This is a genomic window from Pedococcus sp. NPDC057267, assembly GCF_042668795.1.
In the GTDB taxonomy this organism is placed as follows: Bacteria; Actinomycetota; Actinomycetes; order Actinomycetales; family Dermatophilaceae; genus Pedococcus.
On the sequence record NZ_JBHUYG010000009.1, the window covers coordinates 44,023 to 62,483 of the forward strand.

At 74.7% G+C, this 18,461-nt stretch carries 15 protein-coding genes and 1 pseudogene; 4 read left to right on the forward strand and 12 right to left on the reverse strand.

Annotated features, from left to right (window positions below; genetic code table 11):
- Positions 1-13: 13 nt before the first annotated feature.
- The 3 genes from ACFUC1_RS03915 to ACFUC1_RS03925 form a co-directional block, all read right to left on the reverse strand.
- Entirely contained in the window at positions 14-676 is a 663-nt protein-coding gene (locus ACFUC1_RS03915; protein ID WP_379116813.1) for an NTP transferase domain-containing protein, read from the reverse strand.
- Between the two features lie 15 nt (positions 677-691).
- Entirely contained in the window at positions 692-994 is a 303-nt protein-coding gene (locus ACFUC1_RS03920; protein WP_379116815.1) for a hypothetical protein, read from the reverse strand.
- A gap of 129 nt (positions 995-1,123) precedes the next feature.
- On the reverse strand, positions 1,124-6,634 hold the full coding sequence (locus ACFUC1_RS03925) for a carboxyl transferase domain-containing protein (protein ID WP_379116817.1): 5,511 nt from the start codon (positions 6,632-6,634) through the stop codon (positions 1,124-1,126).
- A 139-nt stretch (positions 6,635-6,773) separates the two neighbouring features.
- On the opposite strand from ACFUC1_RS03925, the gene ACFUC1_RS03930 reads away from it, so the two are divergent.
- From ACFUC1_RS03930 to ACFUC1_RS03945, 4 genes are read left to right on the forward strand one after another with little or no spacing between them, the layout of a single operon-like run.
- The gene (locus ACFUC1_RS03930) at positions 6,774-8,150 is read left to right on the forward strand and encodes a cryptochrome/photolyase family protein (RefSeq protein ID WP_379116819.1); all 1,377 of its coding nucleotides are present in this window, start codon (positions 6,774-6,776) and stop codon (positions 8,148-8,150) included.
- A 4-nt stretch (positions 8,151-8,154) separates the two neighbouring features.
- Complete coding sequence (locus tag ACFUC1_RS03935) at positions 8,155-8,883, forward strand: CPBP family intramembrane glutamic endopeptidase (RefSeq protein ID WP_379116821.1); 729 nt, start codon at positions 8,155-8,157, stop codon at positions 8,881-8,883.
- A complete protein-coding gene (locus tag ACFUC1_RS03940) occupies positions 8,880-10,280 on the forward strand; it encodes a tryptophan-rich sensory protein (protein ID WP_379116823.1) in 1,401 nt (466 codons plus the stop codon). Before ACFUC1_RS03935 ends, ACFUC1_RS03940 begins: the two co-directional genes overlap by 4 nt.
- Positions 10,277-10,738, forward strand: a complete 462-nt coding sequence (locus ACFUC1_RS03945; RefSeq protein WP_379116825.1) for an SRPBCC family protein — start codon at positions 10,277-10,279, stop codon at positions 10,736-10,738. Before ACFUC1_RS03940 ends, ACFUC1_RS03945 begins: the two co-directional genes overlap by 4 nt.
- 23 nt (positions 10,739-10,761) lie before the next feature.
- On the opposite strand, the gene ACFUC1_RS03950 is transcribed toward ACFUC1_RS03945, so the two are convergent.
- The 9 genes and pseudogenes from ACFUC1_RS03950 to ACFUC1_RS03990 all read right to left on the reverse strand — a co-directional run.
- Positions 10,762-11,376: a hypothetical protein gene (locus ACFUC1_RS03950; protein WP_379116827.1), complete on the reverse strand. Its 615-nt coding sequence runs from the start codon at positions 11,374-11,376 to the stop codon at positions 10,762-10,764.
- Complete coding sequence (locus tag ACFUC1_RS03955; RefSeq protein WP_379116829.1) at positions 11,301-11,786, reverse strand: NAD(P)H-binding protein; 486 nt, start codon at positions 11,784-11,786, stop codon at positions 11,301-11,303. Before ACFUC1_RS03955 ends, ACFUC1_RS03950 begins: the two co-directional genes overlap by 76 nt.
- 72 nt (positions 11,787-11,858) lie before the next feature.
- Complete coding sequence (locus ACFUC1_RS03960) at positions 11,859-12,920, reverse strand: SIS domain-containing protein (RefSeq protein WP_379116831.1); 1,062 nt, start codon at positions 12,918-12,920, stop codon at positions 11,859-11,861.
- Between the two features lie 19 nt (positions 12,921-12,939).
- Positions 12,940-13,737 carry a hypothetical protein gene (locus ACFUC1_RS03965; protein ID WP_379116832.1) on the reverse strand — a complete coding sequence of 266 codons (798 nt, stop codon included), beginning with the start codon at positions 13,735-13,737 and terminating at the stop codon, positions 12,940-12,942.
- 137 nt (positions 13,738-13,874) lie between these two features.
- Positions 13,875-15,662, reverse strand: a complete 1,788-nt coding sequence (locus tag ACFUC1_RS03970) for a sensor histidine kinase (RefSeq protein WP_379116834.1) — start codon at positions 15,660-15,662, stop codon at positions 13,875-13,877.
- A 269-nt stretch (positions 15,663-15,931) separates the two neighbouring features.
- Positions 15,932-16,264, reverse strand: a complete 333-nt coding sequence (locus tag ACFUC1_RS03975) for a putative quinol monooxygenase (RefSeq protein ID WP_379116836.1) — start codon at positions 16,262-16,264, stop codon at positions 15,932-15,934.
- Between the two features lie 52 nt (positions 16,265-16,316).
- The gene (locus tag ACFUC1_RS03980) at positions 16,317-16,814 is read right to left on the reverse strand and encodes a DUF1097 domain-containing protein (protein ID WP_379116838.1); all 498 of its coding nucleotides are present in this window, start codon (positions 16,812-16,814) and stop codon (positions 16,317-16,319) included.
- A gap of 50 nt (positions 16,815-16,864) precedes the next feature.
- On the reverse strand, positions 16,865-17,899 hold the full coding sequence (locus ACFUC1_RS03985) for an NAD(P)-dependent alcohol dehydrogenase (protein ID WP_379116840.1): 1,035 nt from the start codon (positions 17,897-17,899) through the stop codon (positions 16,865-16,867).
- Positions 17,896-18,461 (reverse strand): annotated as a pseudogene (locus tag ACFUC1_RS03990) (metal-sulfur cluster biosynthetic enzyme); the annotation flags it as partial. The gene ACFUC1_RS03985 and the pseudogene ACFUC1_RS03990, both read right to left, overlap by 4 nt.

Consider the following 18,461-nt stretch of genomic DNA (forward strand, 5'->3'; position numbering starts at 1 on the left):
CAGGCGAGGTCGGTCAGGCGAGGTCGGCGGGCGTGTCCGTGTCCCGCCCGGTGGCGAGGTCGCCGCACTCGACCACGACGTGGGCGTGCGTGGCGAGGTAGTCGCGCGCGCCGGCGTCCCCCTGCAGCGACGCCAGGACACCGTCCCAGTGGTCCCGCCCGATGACGACGGGGTGCCCGGGGACACCGGCGTATGCCGCGCGACCGAGGACGCGGCGCCCGTCGCCTCCCGCGGCGGTCGCCGGCGTGGGGACGTCGCCGGGGGCGCCCGTCGTGACGGCGGCGACGACCCGGCGGACGACCTCGGCGTCGACGTCGGGGAGGTCGACGAGGAGCACGCACACGGCCTCGGCGGCGGTCTCGTCGACGGCGGCGAGTCCGGCGCGCAGGGAGGCGGCCTGACCCGCGGCCCAGTCGGGCGCCTCGACGACACGGTCGGCGGCGGCGGCATGCCCGCGCACCTCCTCGGCCTGCGCGCCGACGACGACGAGCACGGGGCTGCAGCCGGCCTCGCGCAGGACGGCCAGGCCGCGCTCGACGAACCGGCGTCCGGAGGGTTCGCGCAGCAGCGCCTTGGCACCCCCCATGCGCCGGCCACCACCGGCGGCCAGCAGGAGGCCGGCCGTGCTCACGAGGATCGGCTCCGGCGCACGGCCCCACCCTGCCACGGCGCGCACCGGGCCGTCGTCAGGTCAGCGCGGGTCGTCCTCTCCCGTGCGCTGCTCGCCGAACTGACCCGGCTCGGTCGGGTCCTCGACGTACCGGTTGCCGGCCACGAGCTCGGTGGCGACGGCGTCCACCCACGGCGCCGGCTGGTCCACCACGCCCCGCTCGGCCAACGCCCCGACGAGGGTCGTGGCCACCGCACCGGGCTCCCTGCCGCGGGCGTCACGGCCGACGCCGTCGATGACCTCCTGGATGACCGCCTGGGTCCGGCGGTGCCGGGCGTGCTGGTCGTCCTGCATCGAGGCCAGTTCGCGGTCCTGCTCGCTCATCGTGTCTCCTTCGGGGTCGGGGCGCTTCCACGTCCCGCATACCCAGACTGGGCGCGGTCATGCCCCCGCTGCCCCGGTGCACGGGAGGGGGCGGGACCTCCGCAGCGGCCCCGCCCCGTGGACCTGCGCTCAGCCCTTGAGGCCGGCCTCGACGGCGGCGATGATGCGCGGGCGCAGCTCCGCGGCGCTGATGACCGCGTCGACGGAGCCGACCTGCACGGCGCGGTGGATGCTGTGCACCGCGTCGAACTCGGACGCGACCTGGCCGAGCTTCTCCGAGCGCACCGCCGCGCGGACCTCCGCGAGCTCCGTGGCCAGCTCGGCCCGGCGCGCGCCGGTGGCCTCGTTGACGGCCGCCTCGAGCTCGGTGACCCGCGGGTCGGCCGCCGTCCGGGCGTCGACGTCGCGCGAGAAGACCACGGCCGCGGCAGGGGCGCCGCCGATGACCGACGCGAACGAGCCCTCGACCGCCAGCACGGTCATCCGCGGGTTGAGTGCCTTGGAGAACACCACGAACGCGCCACCGTGGTAGCGGCTGACGACGCAGAAGACGATCGGCCCGTCGAAGTTGACGATGGCCCGGCCGATCTCCGCGCCGTACTCGAGCTGCAGTTGGCGCATCGACTCGGGCGACCCGTCGAAGCCGGACAGGTTCGCGAGCACCACGACCGGGCGGTTGCCCGACGCGGCGTTGATCGCGCGCGCCGTCTTCTTCGACGACCGCGGGAACAGGGTGCCCGCGGTGTAGGTGTCGGGGCCGTCCGTGGGCGGGAAGCCGCGGCGGGCGACGTTCTTGGACTCGATCCCGATGAGGCAGACGGGGATCCCGCCGAGGTGGGCGTCCTGCACCACCGAGGTCTCGGCGTCGGCCATGCCCGCCCAGCGCTCGAGGGTGGGGTGGTCCTGGTCGGCGACGGCCGCCATGAGCGTGCGGATGTCGAACGCCTTCTTGCGGTCGGGGTTGGTCGCCGTCGAGAAGATGTCGCCGATCGTCGTGAACCCGGAGTCGGGCAGCTCGTGCGGGTAGCTGGTGACGTCGCGGTCGGACGGGTCGGAGGTCCTCGCCCGGCGCGGGCCGTCCTCGCCCGGGTGGACGTACGTGTGGTCGTAGTGGGCCATCAGGACGTCGAGGGCGCCCGCGAGGTCGGGGGCCCAGTACTGCGCCTGCCCGTTGGGGCCCATGACGCGGTCGTAACCGCCGATGCCGTGGTTGTCCTCGGCGCTGACGCCACCGGAGAAGTCGAGCGACTGCTTGCCGGTGAGGACCATCGCGCTGTCCGGCGTCATGACCAGGATGCCCTTGGTGTGCATCAGCATCGTGGCCTCGGCGTTCCAGTACGGCTGGGCGCCCACGTTGATGCCGGCCACGACGATGTTGATCTCGCCGCCGTCCTGGGTGAACTCGACGATCCGCTTGAGCGCCCGCGCCACCCAGTCCATGTTCTCGGTGCCCGAGTCCATCGAGATGCGGGCACCTGCCGACAGGGCGAACCACTCGACCGGCACACCCATCTCCTGGGCGAGGTCGAGCGCGGCGATGATCCGGGTGCACTCGGCCTCCGAGACGGCGCCGAGGGCCTTGAGCGGGTCACCGCACAGGAGCACGCGCGTCACGCCCTCCGGGTAGCGCTCGGTGGGCGTGGTGATGACCCCGGCGATGATGCCGGCCTTGTTGAGGCCGTAGGGGCGGTCGACCGGGACGAGGGAGCCCTTGTCGTCGAGGTCGTACTCGGTGGCGGTGCCACCCGGGCCGGCGATCATGGCCTGCAGCTCGTACGGGTAGACGACGCCGCGGCGCCGGGCGCGGACGACCTTCTGCGCGTAGTCGTCCAGCGGCTTGAGCCGCTCGGTCGGCGGCTCCTCGACGGAGGTCACGACCCCGGAGCCGGGCTGGTAGTGGAACCGCGCGGCGAGGGGCGCACTGGCCCCGTCCGGGGTGGCGATGCGGCCCTGGACGAGGACCTCCTCGATGCCCGCACCGGCCGTGAGCGGCGCGATCTTGGCCTGCAGCGCGGTGAGCTGGTCGAGGTCGGCCTCGACCGGGGGCCAGATCTGCACCCACACGTGGTTCATGTCGAGCCGGGCGCCGGCGGCACCGCGGGCGGACCGGGCGCGACGGATCGCCTCGAGGCAGTTGGCGATCGCGCGCTCGGCGTGCGGGAGGGCGGTGACCCGCCCCTGCTCGTCGCGCACGACGGCGAGCTGGCGCACCTGGGCCAGCGCCACGAGCCGCCGGTCGTCGGAGTTGCCCGGGGCGACGCACTCGTAGAGCAGGACGTCGGCGGGTGCCTCGAGCCGGGTGACCTCGAAGTCGCGCAGCCGCCACAGGTTGAGCCGGCGGCCCACCATGGGGTGCACGCCGCGCACCAGCCGGTCCTCGACCATGGTCCCGTCCTCGGGACGGAAGCTGAAGTACCCGACCGGCCGCCCGTCACCGGGGCAGACGGCGACGGCGACACGGCGCACCTCGCAGGCGAGCTCCAGGCCGGTCAGCGCGGCGGCGAGCCGGGCCGACGCGTCCTCGGGCGACTCGGGCTCGTCCGGCCAGGCGAGGTAGAGGTCGACGACGGCCTCGTGCCCGGCGGCACGCTCCGCGAGCTGGGCCGCGACGCCCTCGACCAGCGGGCTGCCCGGGGCGAGCTCGTCGACCCGGCCCACGGTCGAGACCAGCCGCGTCGGCCGGCCGTCGAGCGCGTAGTCGGCCACGGCATACGGGCGCTCGCCGACCTCGACCTCGCGCAGGCCGGTGAGGTCGTGCTCGCGGTAGTGCCGCTTGACGAGCACGGCGAGCATCGGCTCGCGGCGCGGGACCCCACGCTCGAGCCGGTCGGAGAGGAACTGCACGATCTGCTCGGGGATGGCCGCGAGCTGGTCCATGCGCTGGGCCCGCTCCGGGCCCTCGGGCATGGCCTCGAGGGCCGCCACCTCGTCGGCGACGCCGCCGAGCACGCTGGCCCGGTCGGCGTCGACGAGGGGCTGGTCGAACCACCGGAAGCGGACGCTGCGGGCGAGGTCGCCGATGACGGGGAACCGCAGCTGCGTCGCGACGACGAGGCGGTCGAGCACCTCGCGCGCGGCCGCGTCGAGCGGCGGCTCGGGGCACGGCTCGGCGATCCACCGCTGCAGCAGCGCGGTGCCGAGCGCCACCTCGGGGGCCGATCGCTGCTGGGCGAGGAAGACGCGGAAGACCGCCTGCTCCAGCTCCGGCGTGCGGTCGAGCCCGTCGACGGCGTAGTGCCGCAGCACCTGCGACAGCTTGTGGCGGAAGTGCTCCGGCAGCGCCCCGCGCTCGACGTCGAGGCTCTGCAGGTAGGTGTGGAAGTGCTCGCGCGGGCTGTGCACCCGGTGCTCGACGTGGTCGTCCTGGCCGGCGGGACGGTTGCGGCTCAGCTCGGCGAAGTCGGCGAGCACCTCGAGCACCGCGACCTCCCGGCCCACCTGCGACTCACCGCGGGCCGTGAGCTGGTCGCGGGCTGCGAGGTAGGCCGCGAGGGCGTCGCCGCGCGGGTCGACGTCGTAGCCGAGCAGCATCGCGCACAGGTCGGCGCGGGTACGGCGGACGGCCGCGTGCGGGTCGCCGTCGGACCCGTCCCCGTCGGGCAGGTCGAGGTCGACCGCCTGCTCCGCCGCGGGCGCTGCAGCGGCCTCGGCCCCGTCGTCGACCGGCTCCAGGCGCACGAGCGGGGCGCCGGTCTCGACCTGGCTGCCGGAGGAGACGAGCAGCTCCTTGACGCGCGCGGCGAACGGCGCGGGCAGGACGGTCTCCATCTTCATCGACTCGAGCACCAGGACCGGGGCGCCCTGCGCGACCTCGGACCCCACGGGCACCGGCGTCGCGACGACGAGCGCCGGCGCGGGCGAGCGCAGCACGCCGCCCTCGTCGCGGCTGACCCGGTGGGTGACGCCGTCCACCTCGACCAGCTGCACGGGTCCGTGGGTGGCCGTCGTGAGCCGGTGCAGCCGGCCGCCGACGGTGATCCGGCTGGTGTACTCGTCGAGGCGGTCGAGGTCGGCGGTGACCGTCTGCTCGGAGGCCGGGCCGGCCACCGTGACGCGGAACCGGTGCGGCCCGGTGCGCCAGACCGTGACCTTGTACGCGGTGCCGCGCAGCTTGAGGTCGATGGCGCGGCCGGTGCGGTGCTGGACCTGGGGCCGTCCACCGCGTGCGGTCTCGAGCAGGCGGGTGCGCTCGACGCCCTCCTCGTCCTCGTACGCCTCGATGCCGGCGGCGACGAGCGCGATGCCGGAGTGCCGGTGGGAGACCAGCCGGCCCTCGGCGCGGACGCGGTCGATCCAGCCGGTGTCGGCAGTGCCGTCGACGACCTCGGGCTGGTCGAGCAGGTCGAGGATGAACGACTTGTTGGTGGCGCCGCCCTCGATGACGACAGTGGTCTCGGCCATGGCGCGGCGCAGCCGGGCCAGCGCCTCCTCGCGGTCGGCGCCGACGGCGATGATCTTGGCGATCATCGAGTCGAAGTCGGCGGGGATCGAGTCCCCCTCCCCCACACCGGTGTCCACGCGGATGCCGGGTCCGGCGGGCAGTGTCAGCAGCGCGATCCGGCCCGGGGAGGGGGCGAAGTCGCGGTCGGGGTCCTCGGCGTTGAGCCGGGCCTCGACGGCGTGCCCGACCTCGACGGGGCGCTCCCCCTCGAGCCGGCCGCCGGACGCCACGTGGATCTGCAGCTTGACCAGGTCGGTGTCGGTCGTGGCCTCGGTGATGGGGTGCTCCACCTGGAGGCGGGTGTTGACCTCGAGGAACGCGAAGAACTTCTCGCCCGGGTGGTACAGGAACTCGACGGTGCCGGCACCGGCATACCCGACGGCGATGGCGAGCCGCTCGGCGGCGGCCTTGACCTCCGCCACCTGCTCGGGGCCGAGGACGGGCGAGGAGGACTCCTCGATGACCTTCTGGTTGCGGCGCTGCACCGAGCAGTCGCGCACGCCGAGCGCCCACGCCGTGCCCTGGCCGTCGGCGATGACCTGCACCTCGACGTGCCGCGCGCCGGTGACGAGCTTCTCGAGGAAGACCACCCCGGAGCCGAACGCCCGCTGTGCCTCGTCGCGCGTGCGCTCGTAGGCGTCGGTGAGGTCGGCGTCGGAGTCGACCCGGCGGATGCCGCGCCCGCCGCCGCCCGCGGTGGCCTTGAGCATGAGGGGGTAGCCGATGCGCGCGGCCGCGGCCTTGGCGTCCTCGAGGGTGTCGACGCCGCCGCGGCTCCACGGCGCGACCGGGACCCCGACCTCCTCGGCGATGAGCTTGGAGCCGATCTTGTCGCCGAGCTTGCGCATGGCCTCCGGGCTCGGGCCGATGAACGTCACGCCGATCCGCTCGCAGAGGGCGGCGAAGTCGGGGTGCTCCGCGACGAAGCCCCAGCCGACCCACGCGGCGTCGGCGCCGGTCTCGCGCAGCGCCCGCTCCAGGACGGCGTAGTCGAGGTAGGGCCGGTTCGCGGCCGGGCCGAGGTCGTACGCGGCGTCGGCCTCGCGCACGAACATCGCCCGCTTCTCGCCCTCGGTGTGCAGCGCCACGGTCTCGATCCGGTGGCCGCCCTCGCCCGCCTGGGCGTTGAGGTCGCGCACCGCGTGGATGAGACGCATGGCGGCCTCGCCGCGGTTGACGATGGCGATGCGCGAGAACATCGGGCGGGCCTCCCAGGAGCAGGTGACGGACGACGCGACCCGTCCGCCCGGAGGCGTGGGTCACCGCCCGAGCCTGCCACCCCGGGACGGTGACTCGCGAGTAATGCGGGGTCCGGTGTGCCCACCTAGGGTGGACGGCATGGCACGGGCCGGGTCGATCCTCTGGTTGCGCAGGGACCTGCGCCGCGGCGACCTGCCCGCCCTGGGGGCCGCGGCCGAGGCCGCCGGCGACTCCTCGGTGCTCGTCCTCTACGTCCTGGACCCGAAGCTGTGGAAGGGCGCCGGCGACGCCCGCCGCGCGTGGCTGGCCGCGACGCTCGAGGCGGCGAACGAGGCGTACGACGGCCGGCTGTGCCTGCTGCGCGGCAACCCGCGCACCGTGGTCCCGCGCGTGGCGAAGGAGACCGGCGCCGGCTCGGTCCACGTCTCCCGCGAGACGACGCCCGCCGGGCGGCGGCGCGACGAGGCGGTGCGCGAGCGGCTCGAGGAGGCCGGGGTCGGCTGGGTCGAGACCGGGACCCCGTATGCCGTGGGGCCGGGGTCGGTGGTCAACGGCAGCGGCTCGGAGTACAAGGTCTTCACGCCCTTCTCCAAGGCCTGGCGCGACCACGGCTGGCCGGACCCAGCGACCGAGCCGCGCGACCTGACCCTGTCCCGCGTCGCCTCCGACGACGACGCGTGGAAGGAGGTGCGAGCGGCACTGCGCGGCAAGGACCTGCCCGAGCTGCCCGAGGCCGGGGAACAGGCCGCCCTGCGCCGCTGGCACGAGTTCCTCGAGGACGGGCTCGCCGACTACGGCGACCGGCGCGACCGGGCCGACCTGCCGGGCGTCTCCCGGATGTCGGCCCACCTCAAGATCGGCGCGATCCACCCGCGGACGATGCTCAAGGACCTGGCCGGCCGCCGGGGCAAGGGCGCCGAGACGTACCGCACCGAGCTGTGCTGGCGCGAGTTCTACGCCGACGTCCTCTGGCGGCACCCGGGGTCGGCGTGGTCCGACCTGCGCCCCGCCCTGAAGGGCATGTCGTACGAGAGCCACGAGGACCTCGTCGAGGCGTGGCGGCAGGGTCGCACCGGCTACCCGGTCGTCGACGCCGCGATGCGCCAGCTGCTCGCCGAGGGCTGGATGCACAACCGGATGCGGATGGTGACCGCCAGCTTCCTCACCAAGGACCTGCACGTCTGGTGGCCGGTGGGCGCCCGGCACTTCCTCGACCACCTCATCGACGGCGACATCGCCTCGAACAACCACGGGTGGCAGTGGGTCGCGGGCACCGGCACCGACGCCTCCCCCTACTTCCGCGTGTTCAACCCCGTCACGCAGGGCCAGCGCTACGACCCCGACGGCGACTACGTCCGGCGCTACGTGCCCGAGCTCGCGCACCTGCCGGGCGGCGCGGTCCACGAGCCGTGGAAAGCCGACGACGGCTACGAGCACGGGTACCCCGCGCGCATCGTCGACCACGCGGAGGAGCGGCTCGAGGCGCTGCGCCGCTACGAGGCCACCCGGGCGTGACGTCGTGATCAACCCGGTGGCGGAGGTCCGCGCGTTCGTCCGGGCCGCGCTCGTCCAGCCCGTGCCCCGAGACCACACCGAGACCGACGCCGCGTTCCACCGGCGCAGGGTCGTCGCCGTGGTCACCCTCGTCGTCGGGACCGTCGTGCTGGCCCTCGCCCTGCGGATCGAGCCCGGCAACCCCCTCTTCTACGTCGCGTCCTTCGGCCTCGCCGTCGTCTGGGCGGTCGGTGCCCTGCTGTCCGGGCCCCTGCACCTCGGGCACGCGCGCACGCGCGCCGGCGGGTACGACGCCCGGCCGGTCGTGCAGTCCCTCGCCCTCGGCGCCGTGCTGCTCGGCGTCTTCCTGCTCGGCGGCATGGTGGTGGCCCGGGTCCCGTTCCTGCGCGACCCGGTGAACCAGCTGCTCGACCACGCCCGGCTCGGCTCGCTCGCGCTCGTCGCGGTCATCACCGCGGTCAACGGCATCGCCGAGGAGCTCTACTTCCGCGGCGCCCTCTACGCCGCGGTCGGCCGCCGGCACGCCGTGCTGGTCACGACGGTCGTCTACGCGCTGACCACGGTCGGCGCCGGCATACCCCTGCTCGTCCTCGCCGCGGCCGCGCTCGGCCTGATCGTGGCCCTCCAGCGCCGGGTCACCGGCGGGGTCCTGGGCCCGATGATCACCCACCTCACCTGGTCGCTGGGGATGCTCTTCCTGCTCCCCCACGTCCTCGGGACAGGAGCCCCATGACCACCGTCCTCGTCACCGGAGCCACCGGCTACATCGGCGGGCAGCTCGTGCCCGTGCTGCTCGACCGCGGCCACCACGTGCGCGTCCTGACCCGGTCCCGCAAGGGCCTCGCGGGCCGGCCTTGGGCCGACCGGGTCGAGGTCGCCGAGGGCGACGCCTCCCGCGGCGAGGACGTGCGGCGCGCGCTCGACGGCGTCGACGTCGCGTACTACCTGCTGCACTCGATGGACGGCGGCGGCTCGTTCATGGAGCGCGACCGGTCGATGGCGCAGACCTTCGCCGACGCCGCCGGCGAGGCGGGCGTGGGGCGCGTCGTCTACCTCGGCGGCCTGCACCCCGAGGGCGAGCTCTCCGACCACCTCGCCTCGCGGGTGGAGGTCGGCGAGACGTTCCTGCGCGGGCCGGTGCCGGCGGTCGTGCTGCAGGCGGGTGTCGTCCTCGGCAACGGGTCGGCGTCGTTCGACATGCTGCGCCACCTCACCGAGCGGCTCCCGGCGATGGTCGCCCCCAAGTGGGTGGGCAACCGGATCCAGCCGATCGCCGTGGGCGACGTCGTGCACTACCTCGCCGGGGCGGTGGACCTCCCCGAGGGGACGAACCGCACCTTCGACCTCGGCGGCCCCGAGGTCATGACGTATGCCGAGATGATGCAGCGGTACGCGTCGGTCGTCGGCCTGCGACCGCGGCACGTCGTGAGCGTCCCCGTCCTCACCCCCCGGCTCGCCGGGCTGTGGGTCGACGTCGTGACGCCGATCCCCGCCGGCCTCGCCCGCCCCCTCGTCGGCAGCCTCGTGCACGAGGCCGTGTGCCGCGAGGACGACATCCTCGAGGTCCTCGGCCCGCCCCCGGGTGGGCGCACCGGGTTCGACGAGGCCGTCCGCGCCGCCGTGGCCGACGTGGACCCGCACCGGTGGGGCCGCACGCTGGCACGCACCTCGGCGGTGGTCGGCGCCGCCGCCGTCGTCGGCTCGCTCCTGACCGACCCCGCCTCCCGCTGGTACCGCCGGCTCGACAAGCCGTCGTGGCAGCCGCCGCCCGGCGCCTTCCCCGTCGTCTGGACCGCCCTCTACGCCACGACCGCCGTCGTCACCGCCCGGGCCAGCGCCGAGCTGGCCGAGCGTGGCGACACCGCGGCAGCCAAGGACCTCGAGCGCGCGCTGGCCGCCAACATGGTCCTCAACGCCGGGTGGTCCGGCCTGTTCTTCCGCGCGCACCGCCTCGGCCTCGCCACGGCCGGCGCCGCCGCCCTCGCCGCGAGCAGCGCCGACCTGGCCCGCCGCGCCGGCAGCACCGGCAAGGGCAAGGCCGCCGGCATCGGCGCGTATGCCGCGTGGTGCGGGTTCGCGACCCTGCTCACGGCCGCCATCGCCCGCCGGAACCCGAGGGCGGGACGATGACGAGCTTCGACGCCCGCAAGGTGTCCAGGGCGGTCGTGCCGTACACCCGCCAGCAGGTCTGGGAGGTGCTCTCCGACCCCGCGGCCGTGGCCCGGCTGACGCCGATGGTGCGCGGCATCGACGGCGCGGGCGACCTGTGGCGCTGGCGCTTGGCGCCGATCGAGGTGCTCGGCAAGGACATCGGGCTCGCGTTCACCGAGCGGATGGCGTTCACCGAGCCCGAGCGGATCGAGTTCACCCACGAGCCGGACGGCCACGAGCGCGCCGGGGTCAACGGCACGTACACGCTGACGGCGGCCGGGCAGGGCACCCGGCTGGCGATCGACCTGGCCGTCGAGGTCGACCTGCCCTTCCCGCGGCTGGCGCGCCCGGCGGTCACGACCTCGATGCAGGCGGTGCTGGTCGCGATGGGGGCGGGCTTCGCCCGGCAGCTCGACCGGCACCTGTCCGGCTCCTAGCCAGCCCTCGGCCGGGCCCTGGATCAGCCCTCGACCGGCTCCGGGACCGGCGCGCCCCCGGGCGGCCTCGCCCACGCCGGGTCGGTGGCGAGCGGCCCGAGCGGGTCCGGGGTGCCGGCGGCGGGGTCCGGGGCCGTCGACGGGCGCGGAGCCGGGGCCGCGAGCGCGCGGCTGATGGCCTCGGCCACCGGCACCGTCCGGGCGCCGGGCGCCAGCAGGTCCCGCACGTAGTCGTCGTCGCGGCACACCATGTCGTGGCGCAGGCTCGCCACCAGCGACCGGACGGTCGAGGCCGGGACGTCCGTGAACAGGGGGGCCACCCGGGCGACCAGCGCCGTCGGCAGCAGGGCCGGGACCTGCAGGGCGCGGCCGCCGGCCAGCCGCGCGTAGAGCCGCAGCAACGCGGCATACGACATGTGCTCCCCGCTGCCGACGTCGTAGGTGCGTCCGCCCCCGGACGCCGTCAGGGAGCCCACCAGCGCCGCCACCACGTCGCTCACGGCGACCGGCTCGACGGCGCTGCGCATCCACGACGGCACCACCTGCACCGGCAGCCGGCGGCTCAGCTGGCGCATGATCTCGAACGACGTCGACCCGGCCCCGACGACCATCGCGGCGCGCAGTGCCCACGTCGGCACCCCGCTGTCGCCGAAGACCTGCTCGACCTCGAGCCGCGAGCGCAGGTGCGGTGACAGGTCCCCTCGGGGACGTCCGGGACGAGACCGCCGAGGTAGACGATGCGGCCCACGCGGGCGCGCACTGCGGCGTGCGCGGCGTTGTAGGCGCCCTCGCGGTCGGCGGTGGTGAAGTCCGGGCCGGCCAGGCCGTGCACGAGGTAGACGAGCGCGTCCGCCCCGGCGGCGGCGTCCCGGGCCGCGGCACGGTCGGCGACGTCGAGCCCGGCCACGCGCACGGCGCCGGCCCAGGGGAACCGGCGGGCGCGGGCCGGGTCGGTGAACGTCGCGGTGACCTCGTGGCCGTCCGCGAGCAGCACGGGGACGAGCCGGCTGCCGATGTACCCGCCCGCGCCCATCACGGTCACGCGCACGCGGGGTCCTCGGACGTCGGGGTCGGCACCCGCCCAACCTAACCCGGCGGGCCGTGCCCCACCGGCGTGGGCTCAGGTGGTGCGGGTGACCTTCGACAGCCCGCGCGGGGCGTCGGGGTCGTGGTGGCGGGCCACGGCCATGGCGTGGGCCACCCGCTGCAGCGGGATGATCTCGAGCAGCGGGCTGAGGTCCTCGCGAACCCGCGGCACGGGCACCACGACGTTCGCCGGCCCGAGCGACCCGTCGCCCACGAGGGTGACGTCCGCGCCCCGGTCGGCGAGCCGCGCCAGCACGGGCTGCATGGCCACACCGGCGGTGCCGTGTGGCGCCACCGCGACGACCGGTCGGTCCTCGTCGACCATGGCCAGGGGGCCGTGCAGCAGGTCGGCGCCCGAGAACGCGTGCGCTCCGAGGTAGGACGTCTCCATGAGCTTGAGGGCGGCCTCGCGTGCGGTCGGGTAGGCGTAGCCGCGACCGGTCACGACCACCTTGTCGACGAAGCGGAACCGCGCCGCCACCTCGTCGGCGGCCGGCTCGGCGACCGCCTCGGCCGCGAGCCGGGGCAGGTCGGCAGCCGCCCGGGCGTCGCCGCCACCGAGCGACTCGACCAGGAGCCAGAGGGTGAGCAGGGTGGCGGTGTACGTCTTCGTCGCGGCGACCGCCCGTTCCACCCCTGCCCCGATGTCGAGCCCGAGGGCTGCGGCCCGCGCCAACGGGGAGTCCGGGGCGTTGGTGACCGCCAGCGTCAGCGCCCCCGCGCGACCCGCCGCCGCCGTCGACTCCACGAGGTCGGGCGACCCGCCCGACTGGCTCACCGCGACCCACAGGACGTCACGCAGGTCGGGCTGCGCGCCGTATGCCGTGATGGTCGACGGGGACGCGAGGCCGCACGGCAGGCCGAGCCGGATCTCCACGAGGTACTTGAGGTAGAGCGCCGCGTGGTCGCTCGTGCCCCGTGCGGCCACGAGCACGAAGCGCGGGCCGGCGGCCCGGATACGGGCCGCCACTGCACCCCGGTCGGCACCACCGGCGCCGGCCAGCAGCCGCTCGAAGACCCCGGGCTGCTCGGCGATCTCGGCGGCCATGAGCGCGCCCGGGCGGTGCTGCACGGCGCCGTGGTCAGTCGCCTCCACGGGGGACTCCTCTCTGCGCTCAGTCGGGGTCGGGGAACACCAGTGGCCCGAGCTCGGCGCGAGCAATCGTGTGGGCCATGAAACCGGGGACGTCGTCAACGCTGAACCGGTCCACCCCGGCAGCCACACAGCTCAGCAGCGTGTCGACCCGCATCATGGGCGCCGTCCACTTGAGCAGGACGTCCCTGGGGATGACCTGGCGCATCGCCTTGACCTCGCTGAAGCTGGGCAGGGTGGAGCGCCACAGACCGCCCTGCACGAGCCAGACGCCCGTGTGGCCGAGCTTCTCGCAGGCGTCGAGCAGGACGCACCGGGCCAGTCCCCTGGTGTCCACCACGACCCGGACGCGGGCACCGACGCCCGAGGCGAAGTGCGCCACCTCCTCGACCTGTTCGAGCAGCCCGGCGAGGTCGCCCTCGATGCGCTCCGCCGGGGCCATGACGGCCAGGTCGTCCGCGCCCTCCCGGATCAGGTCACGCGCCTCCACCTGCAGCGGTCGCGGGTCCGTGTCGTCCAGCCCCAGGGCCGTCACCACCCCCGGGCCGCGGTGTGCGAGCGTCGCGGCCGCTGCCCGCACGTGCTCGGGGCGGGTGAGCACGGCGCCGACGCCCCACTCCACCGCGACCGCGCACCCGAGCTCGACCGCGCTCGTGGTCGGCGGGCGGTCCCCGTGCGCGCCGTACAGCCGGAGCTCGAGCAGGGCCAGCACCTCGGCGGGGGTCACGCAGCCCCGCTCGAGCAGCTCGGCCGAGCCCAGGACGTGGTGGGCAGCGGCGCCCTCCGCAAGGGCCGCCCGGCGACCCGGCGACTGTGCCACGCTCGTCTCCCCTGCTGGTTCCTCATCCGTGATGTCGAGAACGTCCCAGACTCTGGCGGTTGGTGGGACTTGCCGGCATCCTGCCGCTGCACGCACCGGACTAGTGCGGGGGGACCAGCCGACCACGCGGCGGCTCCTCAGGCAACCGGCAGGGTGACGGTGAACGTCGTCCCGTGCCCCGGCGCCGAGCGCACGTCGATCGAGCCGCCGTGCCGGGTCACGATGCGCTTGACGATGCTCAGGCCGAGGCCCGTGCCGGGGACGGAGAGCGCGTCGGGGTTGGTGGAGCGGAAGAACTCGGTGAACAGGCGGGCCTGGTCCTGCGCGGAGATGCCCATGCCCTGGTCGACCACCTCGAGCACCACCTGCCCGTCGCGCTCGTCGGCCCGCACGGTGACCCGGCCGCCCTCGCGGCTGAACTTCACGGCGTTGCCGACGAGGTTGTCCAGCACCCGCGACAGCTCGTCGGCGCTCCCGAGGACGGTGAGCTCCTCGTCCTGCTCGTGCACGAGGCCCACACCACCCCGGGCCGCGGCCGGCGCGAACATCTCGAGGGCGTCGTGGACCAGCCGTCGCACACCGACCGGGACACGGACGAGCGGGCGGTCGGGGTCGCTGAACCGGCCCAGGACCAGCAGGTCGTCGACCAGGCCCTGCAGCCGCCGCACGTTGCGCTCGATCACGCCCAGCGACCAGCCGGCGTCGGCGGAGGGGTCGTCGCGGAGCATCTCGACGTGGCCGACCACCGACGCCAGGGGGTTCTTCAGCTCGTGCGACACGGTGGAGAAGAGCGTGGCCCGGGCCCGCTCCGTGGCCCGGAGGTTCTGCACCAGCTGCCGCTCGAGGGCGAAGAGCCGGGAGTTGAGCACCGAGCGGCCGAGGTCACGCCCGATCTCGAGCGCCGCGGCGGTCTCCGCGTCGCTCCAGGTGGGGTAGGAGCCGGCACGCGTGCAGACGAGGTACCCGAGGCACTGCGAGGCGGCACCGATCGGCGCGAGCAGCAGGCTGTGCGAGCCGATCCGGCTGATGAAGTCGATGACCTGCGCCCGCTCGTCGGGACTGACGAGGTCGTCGGTCTCCGCGTCGCTCGCGGCGACGGTGACCGTCCGGCCCAGCGCCCAGGCGTCCTCGGCGACCCGGCGCACGAGGTCGACCAGCGCCGGCGGGGTCGGGGGGAAACGCCCCGGCCAGGTGGCGGTGCGGCCCTCGCCGGGGCCGTCCCCGAAGGTCCGCACCCACAGCTGCGTGCAGCCGAGACCCGTCGCCACCGGCTCCGCGACGGCCCCCACGACCTCTCCCGGCTCCAGCACGCCGTTCGACACGCGGGCGACGGCCTGGACCGCCTGCGCGAGCCGGACCCGCTCGGCGAGCCGGGCGCGTTCCTGGGCCGCCGCGAGGACCACCCCGGCCTGGCCGGCGAAGACCTCGAGCACCACCCGTTGCAGCGGCCCCGGCCGGCGTCCCGTCACGGGGAGGTCGACGTTGAGGACGCCGGCCAGGTCGCCGGCAGCGGTGAAGAACGGTGCGAACAAGGTGTCGTTGGGGTGCCAGGCGTCGTCGTCGGCCCCGCCGTCCCACGTGGGGTCCACCCACCCCGCGGGCGAGGACCCCGGCAGGCGGTCGTGCGGGACGAAGCGGAGGGCGCCCCACTCCTCGGCCACCGCGAACTCGGCGTCGACGACGTGCCGCGGCGTCACCCGGCCCAGGACGGCCTCCCGTGCCCCGGCGTCACCGCCGACGGCCACCGCCTCGAGGTCGCCGTCCACCCGTACGAGGCTGAGCGCCGCCACCCGGAACAGCGCGACCTCGGCGGCGCTCTCGACGATGCGCTCGTAGAGCATGCGGTCGTCGGCGGCGGTGGCCGCCTGGGTCATGATGGCGCCGATGCTCCGCAGTGCACCGATCTCCCACGTGTCGACGTCCACGACCTTCTACTCCCCTGCCGATGCCTGACGTCGGCAACGCTAGCCGGACAACGGTCGCGAAGCAGGAGGAACCGGGAGGAACCAGACGAACGGACGACCGCCTGCCACGACCCCCCGGTCTCCCGTCCCCCATCGGCGGGGACGGGGCCGGCCGTAGGGTTCAAGCACGACCGGTTCCGGGGGTGGACCAGTTCCCGGGGTGCGACCAGCTCAGGGGGGTGCGACGGGCCGGGCGGGCCGAGGATCCGGGGGGGGGCCGGGCGCTCCGGTCAGGCCGAGCGGGGCGTGATCTCCCCCATCGGCCCGAAGCCGGAGACCTCCTCGGCGTCGACGTAGATGATCTGCGGCTGGGCCGAGACGATGTCGGGCATCTCGGCCATGAACCGCGCGACGTGTGCCTGCTTCATGTGCTCTCCGCCGGCGTCGGAGTCGCGGAAGCCCTCGATGCACACGTAGGTGTTCGGCTCGGTCAGGCTCCGGGAGAACTCGAAGAACACGCAGCCGGGCTCCTCGTTGACGGACTTCGCGTAGTAGTCCGACAGCTCGCGCCACTCCTCGAGCTTGTCCTCGCGGATCGGGAACTTCACGGTGATGAGGATCATCGGGTCGGTCTCTCCTTCGTGGAGGTCGGGGTGGGTGCGGCGTTGCTCGAACCTATGCCGCTGCCTGCGCCGGGGCGACCGGGGGCTCCGACGGTCGCGCGCGCCCGGCCACGGCGGACTGGATCCTGGCGCCGATGACCCCCGAGGCCCAGCCCAGCAGCGCGCCCACGACGAGGGCGATCGCTGTGGGCCAGAAGCCGAACGCCGTGCCGAAGTACGCCGCCGCCCCGACGAACGCCCCGGGGATGAAGGACAGGGGGGCCCAGCCGGCCTGCAGGCACATCAGGGCCGCGACCACCCCCACGGCGATCGCGAGCGCGCCGGGGAACGACGCGACGTGCAGGAAGGCCGCCACCAGCCACCCGTAGGCCAGGCCCGACAGGTTGGCGGCCAGACCCCGGGCGAAGCCGACCCGGCCGCCACCGGCGGCGAAGTAGCAGGCCCAGGCGAGGAAACCGACCCAGGTGACGAGCTCGAGGCTGGAGCTCACCTGGGTCCAGATGCCGGCGAGCACACCGATCGACACGGCGACTCCGACGTAGTTCTTCATGACGGACTCCTTTGTCCGGGAGGGGGGAACGCTGGTGGGTGCTCGGCCGGTCAGGGCACGAGGATGGCGCGCCCGCGGACGGCGCCGTTGTCGAGGTCGGTGACCGCCTGCTGGAAGTCGTCGAGGGCGTACTTCTGCGTGTGCAGGGTGACGGCGCCGGTGGCGGCGAGCGCCATGAGGTCCTGCAGGTCGTTGTAGGAGCCGACGAGGTTGCCGATGACGTTCTTCTCGGTCGAGATGAGGTCGATCGTGGGCACGTCGACGTTCTCGCCGTAGCCGACGACGTGGTAGTCGCCGGCCCTGCGCGTCATGGCGATGCCCTCGGAGGTCGACCCGTTCTCGCCGACGAAGTCGACGACGACCTCGGCGCCGTGCCCGCCGGTGAGGTCGAGCACCGCGTCCACCTGGCCGCCGTCGGCGAGGACGCCCTGGTGCGCCCCGATCGACGTGGCCAGGTCGAGCGCCGCCTGGTTGCGGTCGACGACGACGAGCCGGGCCGGGGAGAGTGCACGCAGCACCTGGATCCCGATGTGCCCCAAGCCTCCTGCGCCGATGACGACGCACGTGTCGCGCGGCGTCAGGCGCCGGGCCGCCTTCGCGGCAGCGTGGTACGCCGTGAGCCCGGCGTCCGCGAGCGCCGCCACGTCCGCCGGCTCCAGGGAGTCGTCGATCTTCACGACCGAACGGGCGGACGTCAGGAGGTACTCGGCATACCCGCCGTTGGTGTCGATGCCCGGGAAGGCGCTGGACTCGCAGTGCACGTCGTCGCCGGAACGGCAGGCGCGGCACAGCCCGCAGGTGATGAGCGGGTGCAGGATCACCTTGTCGCCCTCGCGCACGTTGCTCACGGCGGAGCCGACGGCGTGCACCCACCCCGCGTTCTCGTGGCCGATCGTGTAGGGCAGCTGGACCTGGGACTTCTCGGCCCACTGCCCCTCGAGGATGTGCAGGTCGGTGCGGCAGACGCCGGCACCGCCGATCCGGACGACGACGTCCCAGGGTCCCGTCGCCTCCGGCACGGGGACCTCGGTCATCTCGAGCTTCTGGTGGTAGCCGACGACCTGGACGGCTCGCATGGCGCTCATCGGTGGGTCTCCTTCAGGGTCAACGGGATCAGGTGGTGGTGGTCGGCGGGCTCGGCACCGTCGGGCCGTGGTGCCTGGTCGGCGCCGGCCCCGTCGTAGCGGGTGCGGAGCAGCCCCCGGCAGAAGTGGGCGTTGCCGTCGATGGAGATGCGGGTGGCCCGGGCCCGGCGCAGCGCGAGCGGCACGTCGGCGGGCGCGTACCCGACGCCACGGTGGTCGACCAGCACCACCGCGTCGGGGTCGTCCGGCAGCCCGATGGCAGCCCGGCGGCGCAGGAGGGCGTCGGTGGTGCGGCCGGGCGGGAGGTCGCGCAACCGCACCTCGCCGACCTGCGACACGTCCAGCGACGGGTCGGCGCGCAGGAGGTCGGTGAGGCAGCGCTCGGCCGCGGCCGTGTGCGCCTTGCGCCGGAACGTCAGCCGCAGCTCCTCCAGGCTGCTCTCGGCCTCGTGGGCGAAGGTGCCGACGTAGCCCGCGTCCGCAGCCAGCCCGGCGTTGATCAGGGCCGAGTCGTGGGGGGGGGGGGGGCCGGCCCCCCCCCCCCCCGCCCCCCCGCGCGCCG

Excerpts from the sequence above, each read along its gene's own strand:
- ACFUC1_RS03945 (WP_379116825.1), top strand. The coding sequence starts at position 10,277 with ATGACGAGCTTCGACGCCCGCAAGGTGTCCAGGGCGGTCGTGCCGTAC.
- ACFUC1_RS03975 (WP_379116836.1), bottom strand. The coding sequence starts at position 16,264 with ATGATCCTCATCACCGTGAAGTTCCCGATCCGCGAGGACAAGCTCGAG.
- ACFUC1_RS03980 (WP_379116838.1), bottom strand. The coding sequence starts at position 16,814 with ATGAAGAACTACGTCGGAGTCGCCGTGTCGATCGGTGTGCTCGCCGGC.
- ACFUC1_RS03925 (WP_379116817.1), bottom strand. The coding sequence starts at position 6,634 with ATGTTCTCGCGCATCGCCATCGTCAACCGCGGCGAGGCCGCCATGCGT.
- ACFUC1_RS03930 (WP_379116819.1), top strand. The coding sequence starts at position 6,774 with ATGGCACGGGCCGGGTCGATCCTCTGGTTGCGCAGGGACCTGCGCCGC.
- ACFUC1_RS03920 (WP_379116815.1), bottom strand. The coding sequence starts at position 994 with ATGAGCGAGCAGGACCGCGAACTGGCCTCGATGCAGGACGACCAGCAC.
- ACFUC1_RS03985 (WP_379116840.1), bottom strand. The coding sequence starts at position 17,899 with ATGAGCGCCATGCGAGCCGTCCAGGTCGTCGGCTACCACCAGAAGCTC.
- ACFUC1_RS03940 (WP_379116823.1), top strand. The coding sequence starts at position 8,880 with ATGACCACCGTCCTCGTCACCGGAGCCACCGGCTACATCGGCGGGCAG.